The 22,427-nt window shown below is 40.2% G+C and carries 19 protein-coding genes, 1 other RNA gene and 1 pseudogene; 6 read left to right on the forward strand and 15 right to left on the reverse strand.

What is annotated here, in order from left to right; genetic code table 11:
* Window positions 1-140, reverse strand: a pseudogene (locus BCG07_RS19935) (OmpA family protein); the annotation flags it as partial.
* A gap of 205 nt (window positions 141-345) precedes the next feature.
* Here BCG07_RS19935 and rnt point away from each other — a divergent pair.
* Window positions 346-1,029: a ribonuclease T gene (rnt, locus tag BCG07_RS19645; protein WP_138740454.1), complete on the forward strand. Its 684-nt coding sequence runs from the start codon at window positions 346-348 to the stop codon at window positions 1,027-1,029.
* Here rnt and BCG07_RS19650 read toward each other — a convergent pair.
* The gene (locus BCG07_RS19650) at window positions 1,013-2,638 is read right to left on the reverse strand and encodes a flagellar assembly protein A (RefSeq protein ID WP_286891666.1); all 1,626 of its coding nucleotides are present in this window, start codon (window positions 2,636-2,638) and stop codon (window positions 1,013-1,015) included. The two genes, rnt and BCG07_RS19650, sit on opposite strands and share 17 nt — an antisense overlap.
* A gap of 267 nt (window positions 2,639-2,905) precedes the next feature.
* Here BCG07_RS19650 and ssrA point away from each other — a divergent pair.
* Window positions 2,906-3,262: a transfer-messenger RNA gene (gene ssrA, locus BCG07_RS19655) on the forward strand.
* A 95-nt stretch (window positions 3,263-3,357) separates the two neighbouring features.
* Here ssrA and BCG07_RS19660 read toward each other — a convergent pair.
* The 4 genes from BCG07_RS19660 to mnmC all read right to left on the reverse strand — a co-directional run bounded on the left by BCG07_RS19660 (window position 3,358) and on the right by mnmC (window position 8,093).
* Complete coding sequence (locus tag BCG07_RS19660; RefSeq protein ID WP_286891668.1) at window positions 3,358-4,416, reverse strand: hypothetical protein; 1,059 nt, start codon at window positions 4,414-4,416, stop codon at window positions 3,358-3,360.
* A gap of 469 nt (window positions 4,417-4,885) precedes the next feature.
* The gene (locus BCG07_RS19665) at window positions 4,886-5,521 is read right to left on the reverse strand and encodes an SDR family oxidoreductase (RefSeq protein ID WP_138740452.1); all 636 of its coding nucleotides are present in this window, start codon (window positions 5,519-5,521) and stop codon (window positions 4,886-4,888) included.
* Between the two features lie 173 nt (window positions 5,522-5,694).
* On the reverse strand, window positions 5,695-6,024 hold the full coding sequence (locus BCG07_RS19670) for a hypothetical protein (protein WP_006793328.1): 330 nt from the start codon (window positions 6,022-6,024) through the stop codon (window positions 5,695-5,697).
* Between the two features lie 59 nt (window positions 6,025-6,083).
* The gene (mnmC, locus tag BCG07_RS19675) at window positions 6,084-8,093 is read right to left on the reverse strand and encodes a bifunctional tRNA (5-methylaminomethyl-2-thiouridine)(34)-methyltransferase MnmC2/FAD-dependent 5-carboxymethylaminomethyl-2-thiouridine(34) oxidoreductase MnmC1 (protein ID WP_243533027.1); all 2,010 of its coding nucleotides are present in this window, start codon (window positions 8,091-8,093) and stop codon (window positions 6,084-6,086) included.
* 178 nt (window positions 8,094-8,271) lie between these two features.
* On the opposite strand from mnmC, the gene fabB reads away from it, so the two are divergent.
* Window positions 8,272-9,483 (forward strand): beta-ketoacyl-ACP synthase I, encoded by a 1,212-nt coding sequence (gene fabB / locus BCG07_RS19680; protein WP_058552035.1) that lies wholly within the window; start codon window positions 8,272-8,274, stop codon window positions 9,481-9,483.
* A 73-nt stretch (window positions 9,484-9,556) separates the two neighbouring features.
* Here fabB and BCG07_RS19685 read toward each other — a convergent pair whose 3' ends face one another.
* On the reverse strand, window positions 9,557-9,922 hold the full coding sequence (locus BCG07_RS19685) for a hypothetical protein (protein WP_058403435.1): 366 nt from the start codon (window positions 9,920-9,922) through the stop codon (window positions 9,557-9,559).
* Window positions 9,923-9,972: 50 nt separating this feature from the next.
* On the opposite strand from BCG07_RS19685, the gene BCG07_RS19690 reads away from it, so the two are divergent.
* Window positions 9,973-10,518, forward strand: a complete 546-nt coding sequence (locus BCG07_RS19690; protein ID WP_286891672.1) for a GNAT family N-acetyltransferase — start codon at window positions 9,973-9,975, stop codon at window positions 10,516-10,518.
* A gap of 151 nt (window positions 10,519-10,669) precedes the next feature.
* Window positions 10,670-12,343, forward strand: coding sequence for a gamma-glutamyltransferase (ggt, locus tag BCG07_RS19695; protein WP_219421704.1), 1,674 nt, complete (start codon window positions 10,670-10,672; stop codon window positions 12,341-12,343).
* Window positions 12,344-12,408: 65 nt separating this feature from the next.
* On the opposite strand, the gene BCG07_RS19700 is transcribed toward ggt, so the two are convergent.
* Genes BCG07_RS19700 through BCG07_RS19735 form a run of 8 tightly spaced genes read right to left on the reverse strand, consistent with a single transcriptional unit; the run spans window position 12,409 to window position 20,670 of the window.
* Complete coding sequence (locus BCG07_RS19700; protein ID WP_058403432.1) at window positions 12,409-13,161, reverse strand: DUF3379 family protein; 753 nt, start codon at window positions 13,159-13,161, stop codon at window positions 12,409-12,411.
* On the reverse strand, window positions 13,161-13,718 hold the full coding sequence (locus BCG07_RS19705) for a sigma-70 family RNA polymerase sigma factor (RefSeq protein ID WP_021032391.1): 558 nt from the start codon (window positions 13,716-13,718) through the stop codon (window positions 13,161-13,163). Before BCG07_RS19705 ends, BCG07_RS19700 begins: the two co-directional genes overlap by 1 nt.
* 59 nt (window positions 13,719-13,777) lie before the next feature.
* Window positions 13,778-15,445 (reverse strand): BatD family protein, encoded by a 1,668-nt coding sequence (locus tag BCG07_RS19710; protein WP_058403431.1) that lies wholly within the window; start codon window positions 15,443-15,445, stop codon window positions 13,778-13,780.
* Window positions 15,439-17,349, reverse strand: coding sequence for a VWA domain-containing protein (locus BCG07_RS19715; protein WP_286891674.1), 1,911 nt, complete (start codon window positions 17,347-17,349; stop codon window positions 15,439-15,441). Before BCG07_RS19715 ends, BCG07_RS19710 begins: the two co-directional genes overlap by 7 nt.
* Entirely contained in the window at window positions 17,349-18,335 is a 987-nt protein-coding gene (locus tag BCG07_RS19720) for a vWA domain-containing protein (protein ID WP_058403429.1), read from the reverse strand. Before BCG07_RS19720 ends, BCG07_RS19715 begins: the two co-directional genes overlap by 1 nt.
* Window positions 18,328-18,762: a DUF4381 domain-containing protein gene (locus BCG07_RS19725; RefSeq protein ID WP_138528654.1), complete on the reverse strand. Its 435-nt coding sequence runs from the start codon at window positions 18,760-18,762 to the stop codon at window positions 18,328-18,330. Before BCG07_RS19725 ends, BCG07_RS19720 begins: the two co-directional genes overlap by 8 nt.
* A gap of 3 nt (window positions 18,763-18,765) precedes the next feature.
* Complete coding sequence (locus tag BCG07_RS19730) at window positions 18,766-19,710, reverse strand: DUF58 domain-containing protein (protein WP_286891675.1); 945 nt, start codon at window positions 19,708-19,710, stop codon at window positions 18,766-18,768.
* Between the two features lie 3 nt (window positions 19,711-19,713).
* Window positions 19,714-20,670, reverse strand: coding sequence for an AAA family ATPase (locus BCG07_RS19735; protein WP_058428589.1), 957 nt, complete (start codon window positions 20,668-20,670; stop codon window positions 19,714-19,716).
* Window positions 20,671-20,976: 306 nt separating this feature from the next.
* Between BCG07_RS19735 and fadI the strand changes: the two genes are divergently transcribed.
* A complete protein-coding gene (gene fadI, locus BCG07_RS19740; RefSeq protein ID WP_006793342.1) occupies window positions 20,977-22,287 on the forward strand; it encodes an acetyl-CoA C-acyltransferase FadI in 1,311 nt (436 codons plus the stop codon).
* Window positions 22,288-22,427 lie beyond the last annotated feature (140 nt).

Here is a 22,427-nt window from a genome sequence, read left to right on the forward strand (position 1 = left end):
CATTGCAAACGTGTTGTTTTAACCACTTCCCAATTTGAACTGTCTTGATTTGCAGAGTAATTACGCATGGCCGCATGTGCACTGACGCTCAATAGCGCAGAGCTAATACTAACGCTCATTAATAATAACTTTAATTTCATCAAAGACTCCCCGTAAACCCGACACGCCAAAAATTTGGCTTTGTTCAGTACTGCCATATTATATAGCAGTTAACACTTAGCTAGTATCACTTAAAGCAAATTGTATGCCTATAATTATAGGCATAAATAATAGGTAAAAGTCCCTAGCCGAACGGCACCTACTTTTGACATAATAGAAGGCTTATACCTACAAACCAAGAATACTATGGCAAATACTGAGCAAACCCTTTTCGCAAAACGCTTTCGTGGCTTTTTTCCTGTTGTTATTGATGTTGAAACTGCTGGTTTTAACAAAGAGACAGATGCATTACTTGAAATTGCAGTCTCTGTTTTAAAAATGGATGATGACGGGTTGCTTAGCATAGATCAAACAGTGCATTTTCACGTTGAGCCGTTTGAAGGCGCAAATATTGAGCAAGCAGCAATTGAGTTTAACGGCATTGACCCATTTTCGCCATTACGAGGTGCAGTCGCAGAAGAAGACGCTATCAAAGAGATTTGTAAGGTCGTGCGTAAAGCGCAAAAGGCAGCAGGGTGCCAGCGTTCTGTTATTGTGGCGCATAACGCCGCGTTTGATCATGGCTTTTTAAATGCGGCTATTGAGCGCAATAATATAAAGCGCACACCGTTTCATCCATTTGTGAGCTTTGATACAACAACGTTAGCAGGGCTTGCTTTAGGCCAAACAGTATTAGCTAAAGCTTGTCGTGCAGCTGGAATTGAATTTGATAACAGTCAAGCACACTCGGCACTTTACGACACAGAACGCACCGCTGAATTATACTGTTTAATTGTAAACCGCTGGCAAGAGTTAGGCGGTTGGCCGCTTGCGCCACTCGATGAAAGTGACGATGATGAAGCCGCCAACGAAGCTAAAACGACTGAGTAATTTTACCCTCAGATAATCTTACGAAGTGGGGGGGATAAATACGCGAAAACTGTTTAGTTTCTTTTGCTATTTTAAGCTCCACACCAGGGTGCATTAACTCGTTCACTTTTAAGCGGCTAGAGGCTAGTAGCTGGGCTATTTTTCTTTTTACGAGTACTTTTTGTTGCTTAACATGACGAGAGCGGACATTCACTTGCTTTTCGTTAGCCGTAATTTTATCAGTAAATTGCTTGCGCTGAGCAGGGTTAGTTATTTTCTCTGCTTTAGTTCGCGCATTTTTTAATTCCAGTAATTTAGTACTTAATACCTTTTCAAAGTCGTTAATTTGGCTTTGCTTATCACGCAGTTCAAACCAATTTTGTGCTAAAAATACACGCGTTTTAGTACCAGCAGGCGCACCTAATTCACCTGTTTCAATACGCATTGCATCAAATATATTACCACCAATAATTTTGCCACGAGGGTTATCGGCTTTGCCAACACGTATTAAACGCTTAGCTGTTAGGTCACAATGTAATACTTGGCGCTCTATGAATAAACTTTGTTCAGTCTTAATGTCACAATATTGAGCATAGCCTATAGAAATTGTACGCTTGGCTGAAATACGGCAAGTAAATGCTTCTTCGTTTTCACGGTTTCGGCCTATGGCACCTAATACAATAGTTACAGCACTTTCGCTCTGCACAATTCCTGATTCAACAAAGCCTAAAACAGTAATGTCACCTTTCGCTTTTACTCGCATTCCGTCTTTTATATCGCCACTAATAATTACACTGCCGTCAAAATCAATGTGGCCTGTACTTACATCTACATTATCGAAACATAAAACGTCGTCAACGCGCATTCCACGTGGCAGCGCAACAGGAACGCCTTTGCAATCTGCAATCAGTAAATTAGGGTTTGTTGGGTCTATTTTTGTCCCTTCAAAGGGTTGTAGTTCAAGTTCTTTTCCTGGCGAAGCAGGGATAATATCGCCAAACACCGTGTATCCGTCTTCACCCTGGGTGGCGGCTATACGTTGCATAAGAGGAGTGCCCGGTTTAACAGTAATGATAGCCCCAAGATCTTTCATATCAACTTTACCGCCAGCGGTTGCTTGCGGGCTTAAAACGCGATCTTGTGCTGTTGAACAAAGGCGAACAAATTTAGCATCGCTACCTTCTTTTGGATTGCGGCCATGGGCTACAATAGCGCTATATGCTACACCTGAAGCTTTTTCAAACTGTTGGCCTAAAAAACTATCAAGCGCACGCGGACTAATCCCTTTTTTTACACCTGCTTGGCTAAGCGCCTCTTGCGCATCTTCCATTGTTAGCAGTGATCCACCTTTAGCTGTAGTAATAGTGGCCTCTGCGACCATATTCTTTTCATCAATATTAATAGCAATAGTGGCATCCACTGCTTTAGCAATCACTAAAGATACTTCTTTGTGGTTTTTAGAAGGCGCAAAAAGTTTCCCGATATTAGCTGTAATAGTTTCATACTCGCCAAATTCAGATTGTTCAAACATTTCAATTAATTGAGTGCTTGTGACCGGAAAACCGCTATCAATAGGATGTTTAATTAAAGAAACACACCCTGTATTTTTATGTAATGAAAAAACCGACATTTTAAATCCCTACTTCTTATGCCTGTTATTATTCTTAACCTTTACAGTTACAACTAAACCTTTAGCACTAGCTGGCTGATCCCTTATTTGAACACAGGTTTACCATATTGTTAAGTAAATGTTTACTGTGGCTAATACATTATTGCTAATTTGGTTGCTAAATATGCAGTTAGCCTGTGTAAATCAAATAAAGCGTCATTAAGCCTTGAGTATCATCACTTTACTCAGTTATACTGCTTGCACGCTCTGAATGAGTTTACTAATTCAGGGGCTGATTAGGATTCGACGGAATTCAAGAAGCCCAAGGTGCATGTCGAGGTGCGGTTTGCCTCGTAAAAAAGCCGCAATCTAAAGTAATCGCAAACGACGATAACTACTCTCTAGCAGCTTAGGCTGGCTAGCGCTCCTTCCATGTATTCTTGTGGACTGGATTCTGGAGTGTCACCCTAACACCTGATCGCGATGGAAACCCTGGCCGGGGTTGAAGCGTTAAAACTAAGCGGCCTCGCCTTTACTTACCGTGTTTGTCCGGGATTTAAAGGTTAATTAAATGACAATACTAAACATGTAGTACCGACGGTCGAGGCTTTTCGGACGGGGGTTCAAATCCCCCCAGCTCCACCAATAACGGTTTTTAAATTCGTTTGTTTAAAAACCCTAAAAAACCCGCAACTTGAGCAATCAAGTTGCGGGTTTTTTTATGTGGTTAATAAAAGCTATTATGATTCTCTTATTGTGCGTAGCTTCATTTTTATCACAATGATCATTAATATAAGTAGTGATAAAACACTAATTGATAGCGTTAAGTTAATTACGGCGTTGTTGGGCTGATTAACTTTAGGGTGTGCGTTGCCATTTTGCTGCTGCCTAATATAACGCTGGCTTATCCAGTCTACGGCGTTGATCCATTGTACTTTATTTGGATCTGTATTATTGAGTGTACTCATTGTATGTGCGTCATTATTTAAACTATTTGCTAAATTAATTAGTTGCAACCAAAACGCATTTTTCTCACCTAAGTCGTCTATTTCTTGCAGGCGAAGGTTTAATTTTTCGCCTCCCATTTTTTCAATATTAGGCTGCTTTACACTGTCGGCATAGCTATTAATTAATAGAGAAAACCGATTGAATTGCTCACTATCTTGGCTTTGCTGTGCATTATTATTGGCACTCAAATTCGTTTTTTGTTGATTACTAACTGCCTTTTGCTCAGTTATGTACTGTTTGTAATCTTGGTAGGTTAAGCCTGTTAAAGTGTTACTTTGCGATTCACTCATTGTATTTGAAAGCAAATTATAGCTAATAGTAAGGCCCGTAATTGTCATAACTAACAGAGCTATATAGCAAAGATAGAGTAGGCTTTTTAGTGAAGAGCGCTGCAGCTTTACTTTGTCGTTTTTGTATCGCGTAATTATAGTCTGTATAGAATTAGTTTTTTTCTGCAGTAGTGTACGTTTTGAATTAGACGTTTTATGTTCTTCTGCATCATCATGTTTTGTTAATTTTTTTAACGCTATAGGGTACTGCTTTGCTGTAAGAGCGGTAGATTGATGCAGTTCAACTCGTGTTATTAAGCCCATTTTTTTTAGTGACGATTCTGCTTTAACGGCTTCTATACTCGTTAGATTTTTTTTTAATGCGTAGGATTTACCATCAAACAACTTTATAGCAATAGTATGGGGAATATTTAAAAATTGGCTAAGTTGTTTTTGTACCAATGAAATATCGGCATGTTGCTGTAGTTGGCCATTAAAAATAATTTTAAATGTAGCGCTCACTTTAATTCCTTTGTTTTCATTTCCCTTAAGGAGCTTTTTTATCTATATACATAACATAAACTTAACAGATTAAGACTCTGTTTTCTATATTCCTCACTAATGATTTTTTATTAATAATTTAATGTGCTTAAACTTAATACAGTAAATGACTTTACGAGAGGAAAATTTGAAAGAAAGAGGGATAGTAGGTTACGTTTAGGTCACAGAACGCTGCTCACTAGGGGCTTATCGTCAAGGGATTCTATTGCTAATTTGTTAACTCTTATAGGCAATGCTTTGGTTTGCAGTTGTTGACGTGGTTAGAGGGTAAATTGTTTGGGGTCGCCTTATGGCTGTTGTGGCGTATCTAAATGATTTGTTCTTTTTGAATTAAATATTAGCAGCTTGTTTTGAGTGTCAGCTGTTTAGTTAACTTGCTAATAGTTGAAAGTGTTGCCCCATTAACGCTTTTGTTAATGGAGCACTTTGGCTATTTAACCGCAGATTTAATGGCAGTATCACCGTCAAAAAGTTCAAAAATACGGTTCTTTTCAAACGAATTGGTTGCGATATGCAGCAGTGCATTGGCTACATTTTCACGACTAATTTCAGCCTTATCTTGGTCATCAGGGCGCTGTGTTGTCACTTTCATTGATGCGCTTTCATTAGTGAGCGTACCCGGGCGAACAATGGTGTAATTTAAACCACTACTGGCAAGGTGTTCATCGGCCATATGCTTAGCAACTAAGTATGGTTTTAAATCACTTTCTATTGCGTCAGGGTTATCTGCACCTATTGAGCTGACCATAATAAAGTGCTTAACGTTATTGTTTTTTGCGTAATTAGCCGCTTTTGCTGCAGCCCATAGATCAATTAATAGTGTTTTGTCGTCGCCGGTGCTTCCACCAGAACCAGCCGCAAAAATTACTTGATCACAACCTTTAATAGCTTCACTAAAATCACCTTCTAAATCTTGCTCTACAATATTTAAAAACGGGCTTTCTAAATCACTTAGCTTAGTTTTATCACGAACAAGGGCGGTAACATTTTGTTCGTTCTTAAGTAATAACTCCGTTGTCATTTTACCAATTTGACCACTAGCGCCAATAATTAAGGTCTTACTCATAATTAACTCCTTTCACTTGTTAGTAAATGTATTTGCTTACAAGTAGACCTTGGGCTTAAAAATTGTTTTTAAAGGGCAAAAAGAGACATTAACGTATTAATTTTAAAAAACATTTAATATAAAAAGAGTACCTTAACTGAGTATGAAAATGAGTAGTTATATTTGTGTTTTTTTTATAATATTTTTTCAATCATTATACTCACTTCGGTCACATAGTTACGGTGGTATAAGCTAATACGTACTTTACGATTTTGGTAATTGTAATAAAGGGTGCGGTAGTTTTCACTGCCGGTTATCTTCAATGGGTCACCTAATTGTTGCTGATAAAAGTCTGTAATGGAGGAAATAGACTGCGTTAAATACCCAGTTTTAACAAGTGGGTATTCATCTGTTACTTCCATAGTTGTTACAAACTCATCTGGCACTGCAATATCAATAACATTTATGGCAAGTGTTTTAAACGAGGTAAACAATAACAGCGATAGTATAATTAATTTTTTCATTGTGACTCTTTAAGTTCCTTTTATTGAGAACAGTTTACCCAAATAGTGGGCTTTGTCATTTATATTTTATTACGAATTAAATCTCTTACAATAAAGCGAGCGGGGTGTATAGCTTGGCTTACTCGCTCGCTGAGTGGGCGCGGCTCGTTTGCTAAGCAGCTAATAAAATGTTCAGCACACAGTGGTGCGCTGCACAAGGCACGAGCTCCAAAGCCCGTAAAAATATGTAGCCCTTGTTGAGGGTGATTGAGAGGCAAATATTGATAACGCTTACCCAACCTCAGGTTTGCAAATGCATTTGTATAATCGCTTTGTTCACACCATTGCCCAGCCATTGGCAAGTGGTCGATGAATGTGCATCTTACTGCTGCTTTTGCAGAGCTTACTTTTCCTAACGTTGTAGCAAAGTCGCTATGATCGTAAAAGTTTATGAGTTGAGCACGGTTAGTTTGGTTATCCTCATCTGAAACATGGCGGCTTTTACTGTTTTTATCAAATGTAGCGCCCATGCAATGATGGTCTAAATAAGCTGGTGTAAAGTAGCCTTTATGGCAAAGTACCGTTTTAAGCTTTCGAGATTCAGGACTTGCTTGAACATGCGATACTTGCCCGCGCACGCCTACAATAGGAAGTGATTTTGTTTGCTCAAATGTGTCGCTGTGCTCACCAGCGCAAATAATAACATCGCTAAATGGGCCAAACTGTTGATTATTGCTTGTTAAAACCCAGCCGTTTGCTGTTTTTTCTATGTTTACTATATTGCAATTAAAGTGGCTGTTGTGGGGTATTAGCTTATTGGCTGCGCCTAGCATTGCATTAACAAGTTGTGGTGGATTAACCCAGCCACCTTGTTCAAAATAAACACCGGGGTACCCAGTTTTAACGCCGGCTATTTCATCGCCTTGCTCTGCGGTTACGTTTTGCATAAGTTGCTTTGGCCAAAGTTGCTTTTGAGCAAGGTTTTTGTGTTTATCTGCAAGGGGCTTTTTTACAGCATGTTGCAAAACACCACACCATTGGTGATCAAAGCTAAATCCATCATTTAATAATTGCTGATAAACGCGCTTTGCGTATAAAAAACTATGCGCAAAAAGTTCACTATGGGGTGAATCTTTAGCTTGTAAATGAGGATACACCGCGCCTTGCACATTATGTGACGCACCCATGGCAGGCTGCGGGTCTTTGCAGAATAATTCAGCGTTTATACCGCGTTTAGCAAGGCTGTATAAAATACAACTACTGGCTATACCGCCGCCAATAATAGCAACATTATTAAGTTTACTATCGTCTTGATTAAAGTAAGGGGGGGCTGACTGAGCCGTGTTTGCATGAGGTATTTGGCCAATTAGCATGTCTCTTTTTTTGCCAAAGCCTTTGGTTTTAATTGTATCAAACCCGGCTTCTATTAAACCACGACGAACAAAACCTGCTGCTGTAAACGTAGCTAGAGTTGCCTTTGCTTTTGAAATGTCAGCCATGCTATTAAATAAGCTTTGCTGCCACATTTCAGGGTTTTTGCTTGGGGCAAACCCATCTAAATACCAGGCATCTACAATCCCTGTTTGTGGGTAGCTCATTGTATTAATAGACGCGAGTGCATCGCCAAAATGTAAGTCGAGGACAATACGTCCGTTGTCAAATTCAAGTCGCTGACACCCTTGTAAATTAATAGGGTAATTGTTGACGAGTTTTTCACTTAATTTTTGTAATGTAGGCCACGCTTGAAGTGCTTTGCTTAAATCGTTAACTTTTAATGGGTATTTTTCAAACGAAATAAAGTGAAGGCGTTTTACACCTTTATCTAATTGATTTTGTGGTTGTTGACGTGCAATATGATCGTTAAAGTGTTGCCATGTATTTAAAAAATTTAACCCAGTACCAAACCCTGTCTCTGCTATTACAAAATGGGGTTGGTCATGAGTTTGTAATCGAGTTTCTATATTATTTTGCTCATAAAACACATAATGCGATTCGGCAAGACCGTCGTCATTCGAAAAATAAATATCACCAAAGTCATCAGCAAACGGTGTACCTAAATCGTTAAAGTGTATATGTGCGTTTTTAATCATAATGTTTAAATTTACAAAATATATTTTTTATTATTTTACGGGTTTTCTTTGTAATAGTCTGGCGTTATTTATAAGCTAGCAGTTCAGAGTACAAGTGTACGCTAGAAAGCTGACCACTTAAGTGATTAAATTCGCGTAAAATAAAACGCAATTAAGTATTAAGCTAAGGGAATCACCCATGAGAAGAGCCGTAATTACCGGTATCGGTGTTGTATCAAGCATTGGTAACAACAAAGAAGAAGTTTTAGAGTCATTAAAAACAGGTAAAAGTGGTATCGCTTTCAACCAAGAGTTTGCCGACTATAACTTACGCAGTAACGTATCGGGTAAAATTGACATAAATGTTAAAGATCACGTTGACCGTAAAGCAATGCGTTTTATGGGCGATGCAGCTGCGTACTCTTACATTTCTATGACGCAAGCAATTGAAGACTCTGGATTATCAGAAGAGCAAGTGTCAAACGAGCGCACGGGTATTATTGTTGGCTCTGGTGGTGGTTCATCTAAATGGCAAGTTGAAGCTGCTGATATTTTACGTGAAAAAGGCGTAAAACGCGTAGGGCCTTATATGGTTCCACGTACTATGGCCAGTACAACATCAGCATGTTTAGCGACCCCTTTTAAAATAAAAGGCGTTAATTATTCAATTAGCTCTGCGTGTGCTACGTCGGCGCATTGTATTGGTAATGCGGTTGAACAAATTCAACTGGGTAAGCAAGACGTTGTGTTTGCTGGTGGCGGTGAAGAACTTCACTGGACGCTTGCAATGGAATTTGACGCAATGGGTGCACTGTCGACTAAATACAACGAAACGCCAGAAAAAGCATCGCGCACCTATGATGCTAACCGCGATGGGTTTGTTATTTCTGGCGGTGGTGGCATTGTGGTTGTGGAAGAGCTTGAGCATGCATTAGCACGTGGCGCACATATTTACGCTGAAATAGTAGGGTATGGTGCTACATCTGATGGTTACGATATGGTTGCACCTTCGGGCGAGGGTGCTGCACGTTGTATGCGCCAAGCAATGCAAAATGTAGACAGCATTGATTACCTTAATACGCATGGTACATCAACACCGGTGGGTGATGTCAAAGAGCTTGGTGCAATTCAAGATGTATTTGGTGGTAACTCGCCAATGATCAGTGCAACAAAAGCAATGACTGGTCATGCATTAGGGGCTGCAGGTGTGCATGAAGCCATTTTCTCTTTGCTAATGCTTGAGCATGGCTTTGTAGCGCCATCTATTAATGTTGATGAATTAGACGAGCAAGCTGAAGGTTTAGATATTGTGACGGAACGCAAAGACGTAGCGCTTAATACAGTAATGTCTAACAGCTTTGGTTTTGGTGGTACAAACGCCACTCTGGTAATGAGCAAATATAAAGCTTAATTACTCACAGTTGTTTTGTACGATACAAAAAAGGTAAGCCGTAATGGCTTACCTTTTTTTATTACAAGGTTTATTATCCCTTATTATGTTCTTCACGAGCTTGCTCAATTTCATCAGCAATTTCTTGCGCTTTTTGCTTCGTTTTTTCTGTTAATTCACCTGCGGCTTCTTTACTTTTTATCCATGCATCAATAGCAATTTCTTTACCATCGTCGTACATGTCTAAGCCCATTGCTTTACTTTCTTGCAGCAGTTCATTTAGTGACTCATCATTTTTAAGATCGTTTGTTGTTTCTTTTACTTCATTCCATGCATCACCCAATTGCTCTTGCATTTGAGCGGTTTTTTCTTTTGTTTCTTCTTTTACTTCTTTTGCATCTTCACAACCCGTTAAAGTTATTAAAGTGCCTAATAATGCTAAACCTGCTAATTTGTTCATGTGTTATCTCCTCAAGAGATTAATAATTGATTTAAAGGAACTATACACTAATGAAAATGAACGCCCCCGTAACAAAACGGTTAAAATTTAAATTAATGGACGAGCATGATTGGCATAAATTGTATGAACTTGATCAAGACCCTGTCGTTATGCAATTTTTAACACGCGGGGTTCCTACCTCAAAAGAGCAAATTAAAGAGGAAGGTATACCGCGTATGCTTGCTTATCGAAATGAGCAAACAGGGTGGGGGCTTTGGTCAATAACAATTAAAGACACGAATATGTTTATTGGCTGGATTCTACTGAGGCCTATGGATTTTTTTAGTGATTCACCAAACTTTAGTGATATTGAAATTGGTTGGCGCTTTAAACAAGCTAGTTGGGGACATGGATACGCTACTGAAGCCGCTAAGGCACTGTGTGGAGAGGTAGCAAAACAACCTAGTGTAAAAAAAATTAGCGCCAGTGCTCTGGCTGATAATGTCGGTTCTATAAAAGTAATGGAAAAGCTTGGACTGTTGTTTATTAAAACCTACACACATACCGATGAACAGGGTGAGCTACCTGCTGTTCTTTATTCTAAGCGTTTAAGGTAAGACTAAAATCTGAATACGCAACGATTGACCTAGCCATTAAAGCTATGCATAAATAAGCGTGAGGTTATGCTGTTAGTTATTTTTAAGATGTTTACTTTTTAATTAATTTTTCAATAACACCAATATTAAAACAATAATTTAAGGATGCTGTATGGGCTTATTTTTCTCGCCAAGCAAGTTAGTGATAACTAGCGTAGTTATGCTGCAATTTAGTGCATTTAATGTAGCGGCTAAGCAGGTTGTGCAAAGTGCTGTCGCTATGCCTGACTCGTTCAGTGCAGATGCGGCTAAAAACATATTAGAGCAAGGTGGTAACGCAGTAGATGCAGCTATAGCAGCACAATTTGTACTAGCTGTGACGCTTCCCGAAGCGGGTAACATTGGTGGTGGCGGTTTTATGCTCATCCAAAAAGATGGCAAAAGTGATTTTATTGATTACCGAGAAACTGCCCCAAGTGCTGCTCATCGTGATATGTATTTAGATGAACAAGGTAATGTGATCCCCAATAAATCAATTTATGGCATCCACGCAAGCGGTGTACCCGGGAGTGTTGCGGGTATGTGGTTAGCACATAAAAAACATGGCACGGTTGACTGGGAAACGCTAGTGCAACCCGCAGTTACTTTGGCTGAGAAGGGGTTTGTTGTGCCACCAAAGCTAGCGCAAGGAGCTAGTAATTATATCAGCTATTTAAACGAGCAAAAAATAAACGTTAACTTCGAAAAGTATTTTGCTGGTTTAAAAGCTAATGAAATATTTAAGCAACCCGACCTAGCAAAAACCTTAATGCGAATTCGTGATAATGGCCAAGCAGGATTTTATGAAGGCGAAACAGCTAATATTATTGAAAAGTTCATGCGCCAGCATGGGGGAATCATAACTAAGGCTGATTTAAAAAATTATACGGCTAAATCACGCACACCATTAAAAGCACGTTGGAACAGCTATGAAGTACTTACTTCGCCGCCGCCTAGTTCTGGTGGCATTGCAATTTTACAATGGCTTAAAATGTATGAGCTAAAAAAACCAGTTAACGACATAGCTCATAACTCAACACCCTACGTACATTTACTTTCTGAAATAGGTAAACGTGTGTTTGCCGACCGAGCGGAGTATTTAGGTGATCCTGACTTTTTTAATGTGCCGGTAAATGCATTAGTTGATGAACCGTATTTGCAAACACGTAGCAGCGGTATTTCGTTGGCAGCCATTACTACAACCGAAACAATAAAGCCTGGGTTAAAAGAAAGCGAACAAACCACACATTTTTCTATTATTGATAAAATGGGTAATGCTGTTGCAAATACTACGACCATAAACTTAGGGTTTGGCAGCGGTGTAGTGGTTGACGGCGCTGGCTTTATTTTAAATGATGAAATGGATGACTTTAGTGCTAAACCTGGTGTTATGAATGTGTTTGGTGCTATTGGCGGCAAAGCCAATGAAATACAGCCACACAAACGTATGCTTAGCTCTATGACGCCTACTATTTTATTAAAAGACAACACGGTACAAATGGTTACAGGCTCACCCGGAGGTACAACTATTATTAGCTCGGTTTATCAGTCAATTTTAAATGCTATTGAGTTTGATATGAGTGCAGAGCAAGTCGTTAATTCACCTCGCTTTCATCATCAGCTTTGGCCTAAAAACGTTGTACGTGCTCATGTAGGGTTGAATGATGAAGTAAAACTAAAGCTTCAAAAAATGGGTTACACAATTGACGAGCGCCACTTTGGTGACTTGCATGTAATTATCAATAAAAACGGGCAATTAGACGCTGCGTCTGAAAGTTCAGGAAGAGGTAAATCAATCGTTTTTTAATAGATAAAAGGTAGATACAAAAAACCGCTTAGCATGGACTAAGCGGTTTTTTTATTGACTGGGGTTTAAAGCCAACGAATTGCGTTAGTTACTCGCTCGTTATAAGTATCAAGCGGTGCACCTACACTGGCTACTAAAATAGTATCGGCTTGGGTGCCGCGATTAATTTGCCCTTCAAATCGTTCGTCTTGGAAATGGTCGTTACCCAAACCAAACGATTTATTTTCAGACGGAACAATAAATACCGTCATTGGCCCAAAGTCCGATTCAAAAATTAAGTGTAAGCCTCTTTCACCTTTAAAATCACAAAACATAGCGTAAGTTATATCACCTGGTAGTTCGTCTATGTGGCCACCTAATACAGCCAGCTTATCATTCACACTTTGCAGGCTAATAGGAGATTTTTTATCAAGCGCATTTATTTCGTAGTAAACATGTGCGAGTGCATGTTCGCCTGCTTCGTGACCAATATGTTGCTCTGAGCTAAAAAAGAACGCACTCACAGCTACCATAAATGATGCGGCTAAAGCAAGGTGCACACGATCAAACTTAAACCGAGATTTGGCATCAACCACATTCCTACCAGCAGCTTGTTCTTCCTGCAACGCCTTTTCTTTTAACGAGGTATTTAAAATAATACGGTCGGCTAAATTATCAGGTACAGGTATATCGAGTGCATCTTGGATATGCTTATCAAAATCTTTCATTTCATTAATAAAATTCTGTCGTTCAGGATTGCTTTGGGCAAACTCCTGAAGTTCTTTGTCAATATCGTTTGGCTGCGCAATAGTGCGGCGACGAAACTCAAGTTCATCCATTACTTTGATGCCCCTTTAAGTTGTTCATCATCACGGCTTAAAGCCTCTTTAAGTTGGTTTCTGGCACGGTATAGACGCGTCATAACCGTGTTTTTATTTAAATCGAGAATGTCGGCAATTTCCTCGCCAGTACACCCCATTACAACTTGTAGCAATAGTGGCTCTCTGTATTCATCAGATAATAATCCAATTTGTCGTTGAATAACGGTTTGCTCCATTTCATCATCAAGCGAATGGCTGGTTTCATCAACCAACGTGTCGTTTTCTACATCGCTGTAGTCAAACTGTTTGCGTTCAAATCGGCGCGCATTCTCTCGTCGCAAAATAGTAAGTAACCATGGTTTTGCGGCTTTTTGATCTAGTAATGAGTCAAGTGAGCGCCAAGCACGCAAGAATGTCTCTTGTACTAAATCATCTGCTATGTGCGGGTCACGGCATAACCAATAAGCAAAGCGATAAAGCTCCTTATTGTAAACGTGGACCAAGGCTTCATAACGTTTTTGTTTCTCTGCCATATCGATTAAGACCTGATTGTTTGACTTTTTATTTCCCAACATAAGCACTTTTTACTACTTTATTTTTATTTAATTAAAAAAGACTCATCTTTAACTTCACTTTAGTTATAAAGGTCTTTTAATACAGTTGGTTGTAATTTTAATGACTGAGTTTGCTCGCTCTCTAGTATTTTTATAATAGCACCAAGATCGCTATTTGTAGCCTTATTACCATACAGTTGTGCTTGTAATTGAATAATTGCATTGTTTAGCTGCGGGTTATTTATACTTTGGCATAACTTATCAATTGCCCCTGTCTCTTCGTGTGTGACTTGCATTGCATAATGAGTAAGCTCGTTATAAAACGCTTTAATATCACCAGTTTTATGTACTTTTATCAATTTTTTTAAGCTGGGTTGATTAAGTGAAGTAGGTGAAGGCTGCACATTTTCAACTGTATTAATATTAGAACGGTTAAACCAATAAAACATTACAGTAATGATCCATAAAACATAACCCAGTATTGCAACACCAATAAACCACAACGGAGATTGGTTTATAACCGTTGCTGTTTGTGCCAAAGGTTTACCAGCACTATTACTTTCGGTATTAGCTTCATCCAAAGGTAAGTCGTTCATATTTTGTGGTGTATTAATTGGTGTGTTAACACTGCTGCTACTTGGAATAACAGTAATTGTTCGCTCTGCAATGGTCGCATAACTAATACGGTTTATTTTTGTATTAAACCACGGCAATTTTATTTCGGGTAATGTATATGTTCCAGGTTTTTGTGGAAGTAATGCGTAAGATGCAGTTTGTTGCGATACTACACGCCCATTACGAACAGCGTTGTTGTTTTCTTTTTGATCAGGGTAACTACGAATTCCCTCGATGGTAGGCATTGTTATATCAGGAAGTTGCTCTTTAGTTACCCCTAAAGCCGTGAGTGTAATAGTGCGTGTTATGGGAGTGCCTACTTCTACGGTGCTATCGTTAGGTTGCCATTCTTCATCTAGGTTCACCAGTTCGCTGGGTAGCCAAGCCCCTTTGTAGTCGCTTGGAATAGGTTTAATTTCTATTTCTAGATCGTCGCCAAGAGCAGATACTTCTAACTGACGATAATTTTGTTGAACTCGGCCCTGAAATACCGGAGCTGCAATAGTATAAGCACCACTTTTTTGGGGCTGAATTAAATACTCTCGGGTAATAACCAGGTATCGTTTTCCGTCGACTAATTCATAACTCTCTGTTTGTTTACCTAATTGGGTTAGCTGTGCATCTTCCATGCTGGGTGTACTTAAACTGCCATCAAGTAGCTCTTTAGCTAAGTACAGTTTTAACGTGTAAACGCCTGCTTCTTGGACGTATAGCGAGCTGCTAGAAAGTGATGTTTTTACAAAAATATCGTTATTTTTGTCTGCGTTTACAGCCCGTTTGGCGACAGTTAAATCAATGGGTTCAGAGCTAAGCCCAGCAACACTAAACGAGGGGATTGTATACTGCCCCTCAGTGCGGGTCATTAACTTAACGCTCCAAGTGGTTTGTTTATTAATGCTGCCGTTTATGATGTTTGTGCGGGTACTTAAACTTGTGGGGCCGACTACAAAGTCTTTTAACAATACAGATGTATCGGGTTGTTCACCATTAACGGTATCGTTTACTGAAATGTTAAGCATAAAAAACTCACCCGCTAATACTGGGTTTTTATCTACGCTTGCTTCGAGTTTTGTCGCTGCGAATGACGGCATCGCGCATAGTAGCAATAAACAGCAAAATAATCGCATTACCATGATTTTTCTACTCCTGTAGGGCGGCGTTGATATTGTCTTTTTTGGGCTTCGAGTTGCATTTTATTCCGTAATAAAATGGCCGGATCGTCCGGTACTTTTCTGAGTAATTGATTAAGCTGCTGCGCTTTTTCTTTTTCTTCGTTTGTCAGTTCACTTGCTTGGGCTTGCATAGCCTGTTGTTGCGCTTTTTGCTTTTGCTCATCGCTGACTAGTTGCTCGCTCATTGCCTGCGGTTTTGGCTGGTCAGACTGTTCAGCATTATTACTTTCGCTTTGCTTATTTTGTGGCTGTGCTTGCATATCAGGTTTATTTTGCTCTTGAGATTGCTCACCTGTTTGACCTTGTTGATCTTCAGAGGGTTCAGACTCCTGCTCAGATTTTTTGTTTGCATCGCTTTGGCTTTGTTTGTCACCTTTTTGAGAGTTGTTTTGGTCGTTATTTTGTTGCTCTTGCTCTTGCTCAGATTGATCGTTATTTGGTTGTTGGTTTTGATCGCCTTTTTGCTGATTTTCTTGGTCTTGGGATTCATCACCACTTTGTTCTTGTTGATTCTGTTGATTTTGTTGTTTTAACAACTGCTCAACTAAGGCCTGATTATCTGCGGCTTGGCTAAAATCACTTCGTAGCGTTTGAGCTTGTTTATAGGCGTTTATGGCCTCTTCTAGTTGGCCAGCTTTGGCAAGTGCATTGCCATAGTTGTAATAACCCGTGGCTGACTTATCTTGGCTAAATGCATCCAGTGCAGCATCAAAGTTGCCTTGCTTGTATAACGCTGCGCCTTTTAATTGGTTTGATTGCGCATTAGCGGCTTTGTCGTATTCTTCATTGTTATATGCGGTGAGTGCACGTTGGTCTGTATTTTTTAATATTGCAGGGAGCTCAAATGCATAAGCGTTTTGCTGCGGTAAAAAGGCAAGCAATAAAACTCCCCCTAAAAAGGCAGAGCGCCTAAATAAATACAAACCAAATGGTAATAAAAGTAAAAGCCCGTAAATACCCGCATCGATACGCCATAGCGCATGGCTTTGCGTCTCATCTTTAATTAATTCACTGTTAGCCATTGGCGAAAACGTATTTATGTCGCTATTACTTGGTTGATAGCGCGCAAATTTACCACCGCTGCGGGTGGCCAAACTTTTCAGTTGTGAAATATTCAGAGTAGGGATGACAATTTGACCGTATCTATCTTTTAAAAAACCGCCTTCAGGTAATTTAATAGGTGCACCTTGCTCAGAACCTACCCCATAAATATTGAGTCTAAATGTTGTGTTACTTATAAAGCGTGTGACATCCGTTTGTTCTTCTTGTTCTATGCCGTCGGTTATTAAAATAATATCGCCATCAATATAGCCTGCTTGAGTTAATAGCTCTTTTGCCATATCAAGGCCTGCTAGTACGTTAGACCCTTTGTCGGGCATTATGTCAGGGCTCAGGCTGGGTATTAAATTACTGAGTGTTGTGGCGTCGTTGGTTAGCGGCGATATAGTATAGGCCGTGCCCGCATATGCGACTAAGGCGGTGTCGCCTTCTTTAAATAGCTCAATCATATCAAGAGATTTATAGCGTGCTTGTGTTAAACGGTTTGGCGAAATATCAGTGCTGTACATTGAATACGACATGTCAATTACAATGACACGTGCACTTTTACTTTGAAAAACAGGCACGTGTTTTTTTTCAAAGCTGGGGCCTGCACTAAATAAAACCCCTAAAGTGCAAAATACAGCTACAAGCCAAAGCGGTTGGCTGGTTTTGGTGTCCGTATCAGTCATAATAAATTGCGCTAAATGAGGGGCAATTAATTGCTCGCTTGTGGTTTTTTTGTGCTTAATTAACGCCACAAAAAACAGTCCAATTGCCGGTATAAGTAGCCATAAAACGGCAGGACGAATAAATTCAAAATCCATCAATTTGGCTCCTTTAATGCGCGCAGTGTATTTAGCATTACATTTAGACTAATTAAAAAAATAGCGATGAGTAATGGGTAATAAAATAATGAGCTTTGCGGGCGAAAGGTTTTTTCATCTGCACTAATGGGTTCAAGTTTATCAAGCTCAGCGTAAATCTGTTTGAGTCCCGCAACATCTTTTGCTCTAAAATAAAGCCCCCCGGTATCGTCGGCGATATTTTTTAGAAGGCGTTCATCCAAATTACTCCCGCCTGAGCCGCCCATATTAAATAGGCTAAATCCACGTGGGTTATCAGAGCCAACACCTATGGTATACACTTTAATACCTTCTTCCCGCGCTAGAAGTAGAGCGTCGTCAGGATTTAGGTTACCTGCAGTATTTTGCCCGTCGGTTAATAGCACGACGATTCGGTTGCTGTCTTCTTTACTTGCAAAACGTTTAACCGATAAACCAAGTGCATCGCCAATAGCTGTAGCGCGGCCCACTAGCCCTATTTGTGCTTCGTTAAGCATTTTGGTTACCGTTTTTAAATCGCGTGTCAGAGGGGTTTGTAAAAAAGCGGTATCGCCAAATAAAATAAGTCCGAGCCTATCGCCAGTCCGCTGTTCTATAAAATCGCTCAGTACGGCTTTTACCATGGTTAAGCGATCAACGTATTGACCATTGTAAGCCATATCTTGTTCGGTCATTGATCCAGATAAATCCACCGCAAGCATGATATCTCGCCCTTCATTTGGTAATAAAATTGGCTCATCTAGCCATGTTGGGTTTGCTGCTGCGCTGACAAGTAATAGCCAAAGTAGCCATTCAAATATAGATAAACGGCGTGATTGAGGTGCTGAATTTGGGTTATTTAAGGCATGCTTAGCAAAGCCCGGAATACGCAGGCGCGTATTGCTATTGCTTGCTATGGGTTTTAGTAATAAAAGCAACAAAGGTAATGGAATTAATAAAAATAGCCACGGCCAACTAAATTCAAACATGTAGTGGTTCCTTTACTTTAAAGCATTTGATTGCTTGGCTAAATTTTTTACTTAATGCTAAATCGCTGTTATCACTGCTGTATAGGCTTAAAATTTCTTGCTCGGTAAAAGTCAGCCCACTGAGTGTGTTTAGCGTTTCACACCATTGCTTTGTAGGCTGCGCGGCAAGGTGTTTACCGTAATATTCAATTACTAGGCGCTTTAAAATAATATGTAACTGCTGAGGGCTCTGCTCATTTTGACTCAATAAAACGGCATAGCGTTTTGCTTTTTTATATTGATACGCTTTATAAATTGCATAAACAGCACTCAATACCGCAATAAAAAGTAGAGCAATGATCACCCACCATGTTGGGGCAAGTGGCCACCAGTCAACGTGGTTTGGTGCTATTACATCGTGCAGGCCATCAAGAGGATTGGTTTGCATGGTTTATTTTCTCACTAGCTGCAGCTCAAGTGGGTCGGCTGCATTGAATGATATTAAATTAAGACCCGATTTAGTTAAGCGAGTAAGGCGTGTATTAAATGCATCTTCTGCATTTTTGGCAAACTGTGCCCTAAATGTATTATCCATGAGCGGTAAGGCAAAGTTTTGTCCGTTCGCATTAACCGTTACTGTGTTTTTAAAAGCGGGTAATTGATGTTCAAATGGGTCGCTAATATGGCACCCTATAAGCTCACAATGACGGCTAAGTATTTCAAGCTGTTTAAAGCTTGCGTCATCTAAGGCGCTAAAGTCAGAGACTAAATACACTAAACTCCCAGGCTTTGCTAAATGATTAAGGCGCTTTAGGTTATCACTAAAGTTATTGCTGGCTTTAGTATCAATATTTGTAAGGGCTTGCTGATGATTTGCACATAAGTTGTGGCAAAGCTTTAATACTGCTTTTTCTCGCGCACTCGGCTTAAGTTCTAGGTGTGCATGCTGATTGAATACAATACCGCCAACTCTGTCGCCACGCTGGCACGCAGACCAAGCAACTAATGCACTAATGTGCGCAGCTTGTACTGACTTAAGCAGTAGCTTTGAACCAAATAGCATAGAGTTTGAAAAATCGGTAAATACAAAAACTGGGCGTTCTTTTTCTTCTTGAAAAAGTTTTGTATGGGTTTCGCCTGTACGCGCTGTAACTCGCCAGTCAATTGAGCGTATATCGTCACCTTGCTGGTAATGACGTACTTCGGCAAACTCCATACCACGGCCTTTGTGCGGTGCAAGGTATTGCCCCGCTAAAGTATTTTTAATCTTTACCTTAGGGGCAAGCTCAAGCAGTTGCGCTTTGGCTTTGTAATACATCAGCTCTTTTAGTGCTAAATTAACACCGTGGCTATGGCTTTGTTTCAGCCATGCCTGAGGGTCTAATTGTTTATGCATAAATTAAGGTACAGCTACCAGTTCTACAATTCGGCTAATTACTTGATCTTTTGTAATACCATCGGCTTGGGCTTCGTAGCTCAAAATAATGCGATGGCGTAGTACATTATGAACAACCGCTTGTATGTCGTCAGGGGCTACAAAGTCGCGGCCCTGTAACCATGCATGAGCACGTGCACATTTATCGAGCGCGATAGTGGCACGAGGGCTGGCGCCAAATTCAATCCAGCGGCCTAGTTGTTCATCTAATTGCGCGCCTTCTCGCGTAGCAATAATAAGTTGAACCAAATACTGCTCAAGAGGCTCGGCTAAGTACAAACCTAAAATTGCTTGGCGGGCAGCAAATAAATCGCTTTGGCTAATTTTTTGTAAAACAGCTTGTTGCTCTTTTAATGCTTCACCGCGCGTTAGGCGTAAAATGTCTAGCTCGTGCTCGGCGCCCGGATAACCAATACTTAAATGCAGTAAAAAACGGTCAAGCTGTGCTTCTGGCAGCGGGTAGGTGCCTTCTTGCTCTAGCGGATTTTGAGTGGCCATTACTAAAAATAAGTCGCTAAGTGGGTAGGTGTTTTTTCCTACCGTTACTTGGCGCTCAGCCATGGCCTCTAGTAATGCTGATTGTACTTTTGCTGGGGCACGGTTTATTTCATCAGCCAAAATAAGGTTATGAAATAAAGGGCCTTTCTCAAACACAAACTCGCTTGTTTGTTGGCGGTAAATATCGGTGCCAGTTACATCGGCCGGTAATAAATCGGGTGTAAACTGGACACGTTGAAACGAACCTTCAATCCCTTTTGCAAGCGCATTTACAGCGCGTGTCTTTGCAAGCCCTGGTGGGCCTTCAACTAATAAGTGGCCGTCAGCTAAAATAGCAATAAGTAGTGCTTGAGTAAGCTCTGGCTGGCCAATGATTTGTGTATCTAAGTACGTTTTTAATTGTGAAAATGCGTTAGCTGCCATAATAAGTGGACTGTCCTCGTCAGCTGGGTTAGTACCTAAATGGGTTAGGTTGCAAATACTGACCTATTTATAAGGTTTATAATAGGGTAACTCAAGAGTTAGACTGTATTTTTTAAAATAGTTCGTTATTTTTTAACGGTTTTTAGCGTACCACAAATCTTTGTAAATGCGTTTAAAAAAGCCTATTGTGTGATATGTAAACATGACTACTTTGTATAAATTTCAGTTTATCTATTGGCTTTAGCACACGGGTTGTTTAGAATCGAGGAAAACAAACAGGTCAGACCTGTCAGCGGGAGAGCATAAATGTCTGAGCAAAACATACTAAAAACACCAAAGGGTGATCGTATTGCCATTGTAAGTGGCCTTCGTACACCGTTTGCAAAACAAGCAACAGCATTCCACCACGTACCAGCACTTGATATGGGTAAATTAGTGGTTAACGAAATGCTTGAGCGATTAAATTTCGACAAGTCAGAAATCGATCAACTTGTATTTGGTCAAGTAGTACAAATGCCAGAAGCGCCAAATATTGCGCGTGAAATTGTACTTGGTACAGGCATGCCAGTTGGTGTTGATGCTTATTCTGTGTCACGTGCATGTGCTACCAGCTTTCAGGCAATTGCTAACGTGGCTGAGTCTATTATGGCGGGCTCTGTGAGTGTAGGTATTGCCGGTGGTGCCGATTCGTCGTCTGTATTACCTATTGGCGTAAGTAAAAAATTGGCCGGTAGCTTAGTTGATTTAAACAAAGCGCGTACTTTAGGGCAACGCTTACAAATTTTTTCAAAGCTGCGCTTAAAAGATTTAATGCCAGTACCGCCTGCAGTTGCAGAGTACTCAACAGGCCTTTCAATGGGTCAAACTGCTGAGCAAATGGCTAAAACACATAATATTAGCCGTGAAGACCAAGATGCATTAGCACATCGTTCACATTCACTTGCTACCCAAGCATGGGCAGATGGGAAGTTAAAAGATGAAGTTATGACGGCACATTTACCGCCATACAAAAGCTTTATTGAAGAAGATAACAATATTCGTAAAAATTCGACAGTTGAAGGTTACGCAAAGCTTAAGCCTGTGTTTGACCGTCAACATGGTTCGGTTACAGCCGCAAATGCAACACCACTTACAGATGGTGCCGCTGCGGTATTGATGATGAACGAAAGTAAAGCACGCGCGCTTGGTTACGAAATTTTAGGTTACGTACGTAGCTTTGCGTTTTCTGCAATTGGTGTGGAGCAAGACATGTTAATGGGTCCTGCGCATTCAACACCTATCGCATTAGACAGAGCTGGTATTACCCTTGCTGATTTAGATTTAATTGAAATGCATGAGGCATTTGCATCGCAAGCCCTTGCGAACATGAAGATGTTTGCTTCAGACAAGTTTGCGCAAGAAAAGCTAGGTCGTAGTAAAGCAATTGGCGAAATTAACATGGATAAGTTTAACGTGAATGGCGGCTCGCTTGCATATGGTCACCCATTTGCAGCAACAGGTGCTCGCTTAATTACACAAAGCTTAAACGAGCTTAAACGTCGTGGTGGCGGTTTAGCATTAACAACAGCATGTGCTGCTGGTGGTTTAGGTGCAGCCTTTGTATTGGAGAGCGCGTAATGACAGATTCAGTATTTAATTTAGCGGTAGACGAAAATAAAATTGCCGTTGTAACGATTGACGTGCCGGGTGAAAAAATGAATACCCTGCGTGACTCGTTTGCAGACGATTTAAAAGCCTTACTTACGCAAGCACAAGAA

It is taken from the genome of Pseudoalteromonas sp. ESRF-bin5 (genome assembly GCF_002632075.1).
In the GTDB taxonomy this organism is placed as follows: Bacteria; Pseudomonadota; Gammaproteobacteria; order Enterobacterales; family Alteromonadaceae; genus Pseudoalteromonas; species Pseudoalteromonas marina.

Excerpts from the sequence above, each read along its gene's own strand:
- rnt (WP_138740454.1), top strand. The coding sequence starts at position 346 with ATGGCAAATACTGAGCAAACCCTTTTCGCAAAACGCTTTCGTGGCTTT.
- BCG07_RS19650 (WP_286891666.1), bottom strand. The coding sequence starts at position 2,638 with ATGTCGGTTTTTTCATTACATAAAAATACAGGGTGTGTTTCTTTAATT.
- BCG07_RS19665 (WP_138740452.1), bottom strand. The coding sequence starts at position 5,521 with ATGAGTAAGACCTTAATTATTGGCGCTAGTGGTCAAATTGGTAAAATG.
- BCG07_RS19670 (WP_006793328.1), bottom strand. The coding sequence starts at position 6,024 with ATGAAAAAATTAATTATACTATCGCTGTTATTGTTTACCTCGTTTAAA.
- mnmC (WP_243533027.1), bottom strand. The coding sequence starts at position 8,093 with ATGATTAAAAACGCACATATACACTTTAACGATTTAGGTACACCGTTT.
- fabB (WP_058552035.1), top strand. The coding sequence starts at position 8,272 with ATGAGAAGAGCCGTAATTACCGGTATCGGTGTTGTATCAAGCATTGGT.
- BCG07_RS19685 (WP_058403435.1), bottom strand. The coding sequence starts at position 9,922 with ATGAACAAATTAGCAGGTTTAGCATTATTAGGCACTTTAATAACTTTA.
- BCG07_RS19690 (WP_286891672.1), top strand. The coding sequence starts at position 9,973 with ATGAAAATGAACGCCCCCGTAACAAAACGGTTAAAATTTAAATTAATG.
- ggt (WP_219421704.1), top strand. The coding sequence starts at position 10,670 with ATGGGCTTATTTTTCTCGCCAAGCAAGTTAGTGATAACTAGCGTAGTT.
- BCG07_RS19700 (WP_058403432.1), bottom strand. The coding sequence starts at position 13,161 with ATGGATGAACTTGAGTTTCGTCGCCGCACTATTGCGCAGCCAAACGAT.
- BCG07_RS19705 (WP_021032391.1), bottom strand. The coding sequence starts at position 13,718 with ATGTTGGGAAATAAAAAGTCAAACAATCAGGTCTTAATCGATATGGCA.
- BCG07_RS19710 (WP_058403431.1), bottom strand. The coding sequence starts at position 15,445 with ATGGTAATGCGATTATTTTGCTGTTTATTGCTACTATGCGCGATGCCG.
- BCG07_RS19715 (WP_286891674.1), bottom strand. The coding sequence starts at position 17,349 with ATGGATTTTGAATTTATTCGTCCTGCCGTTTTATGGCTACTTATACCG.
- BCG07_RS19720 (WP_058403429.1), bottom strand. The coding sequence starts at position 18,335 with ATGTTTGAATTTAGTTGGCCGTGGCTATTTTTATTAATTCCATTACCT.
- BCG07_RS19725 (WP_138528654.1), bottom strand. The coding sequence starts at position 18,762 with ATGCAAACCAATCCTCTTGATGGCCTGCACGATGTAATAGCACCAAAC.
- BCG07_RS19730 (WP_286891675.1), bottom strand. The coding sequence starts at position 19,710 with ATGCATAAACAATTAGACCCTCAGGCATGGCTGAAACAAAGCCATAGC.
- BCG07_RS19735 (WP_058428589.1), bottom strand. The coding sequence starts at position 20,670 with ATGGCAGCTAACGCATTTTCACAATTAAAAACGTACTTAGATACACAA.
- fadI (WP_006793342.1), top strand. The coding sequence starts at position 20,977 with ATGTCTGAGCAAAACATACTAAAAACACCAAAGGGTGATCGTATTGCC.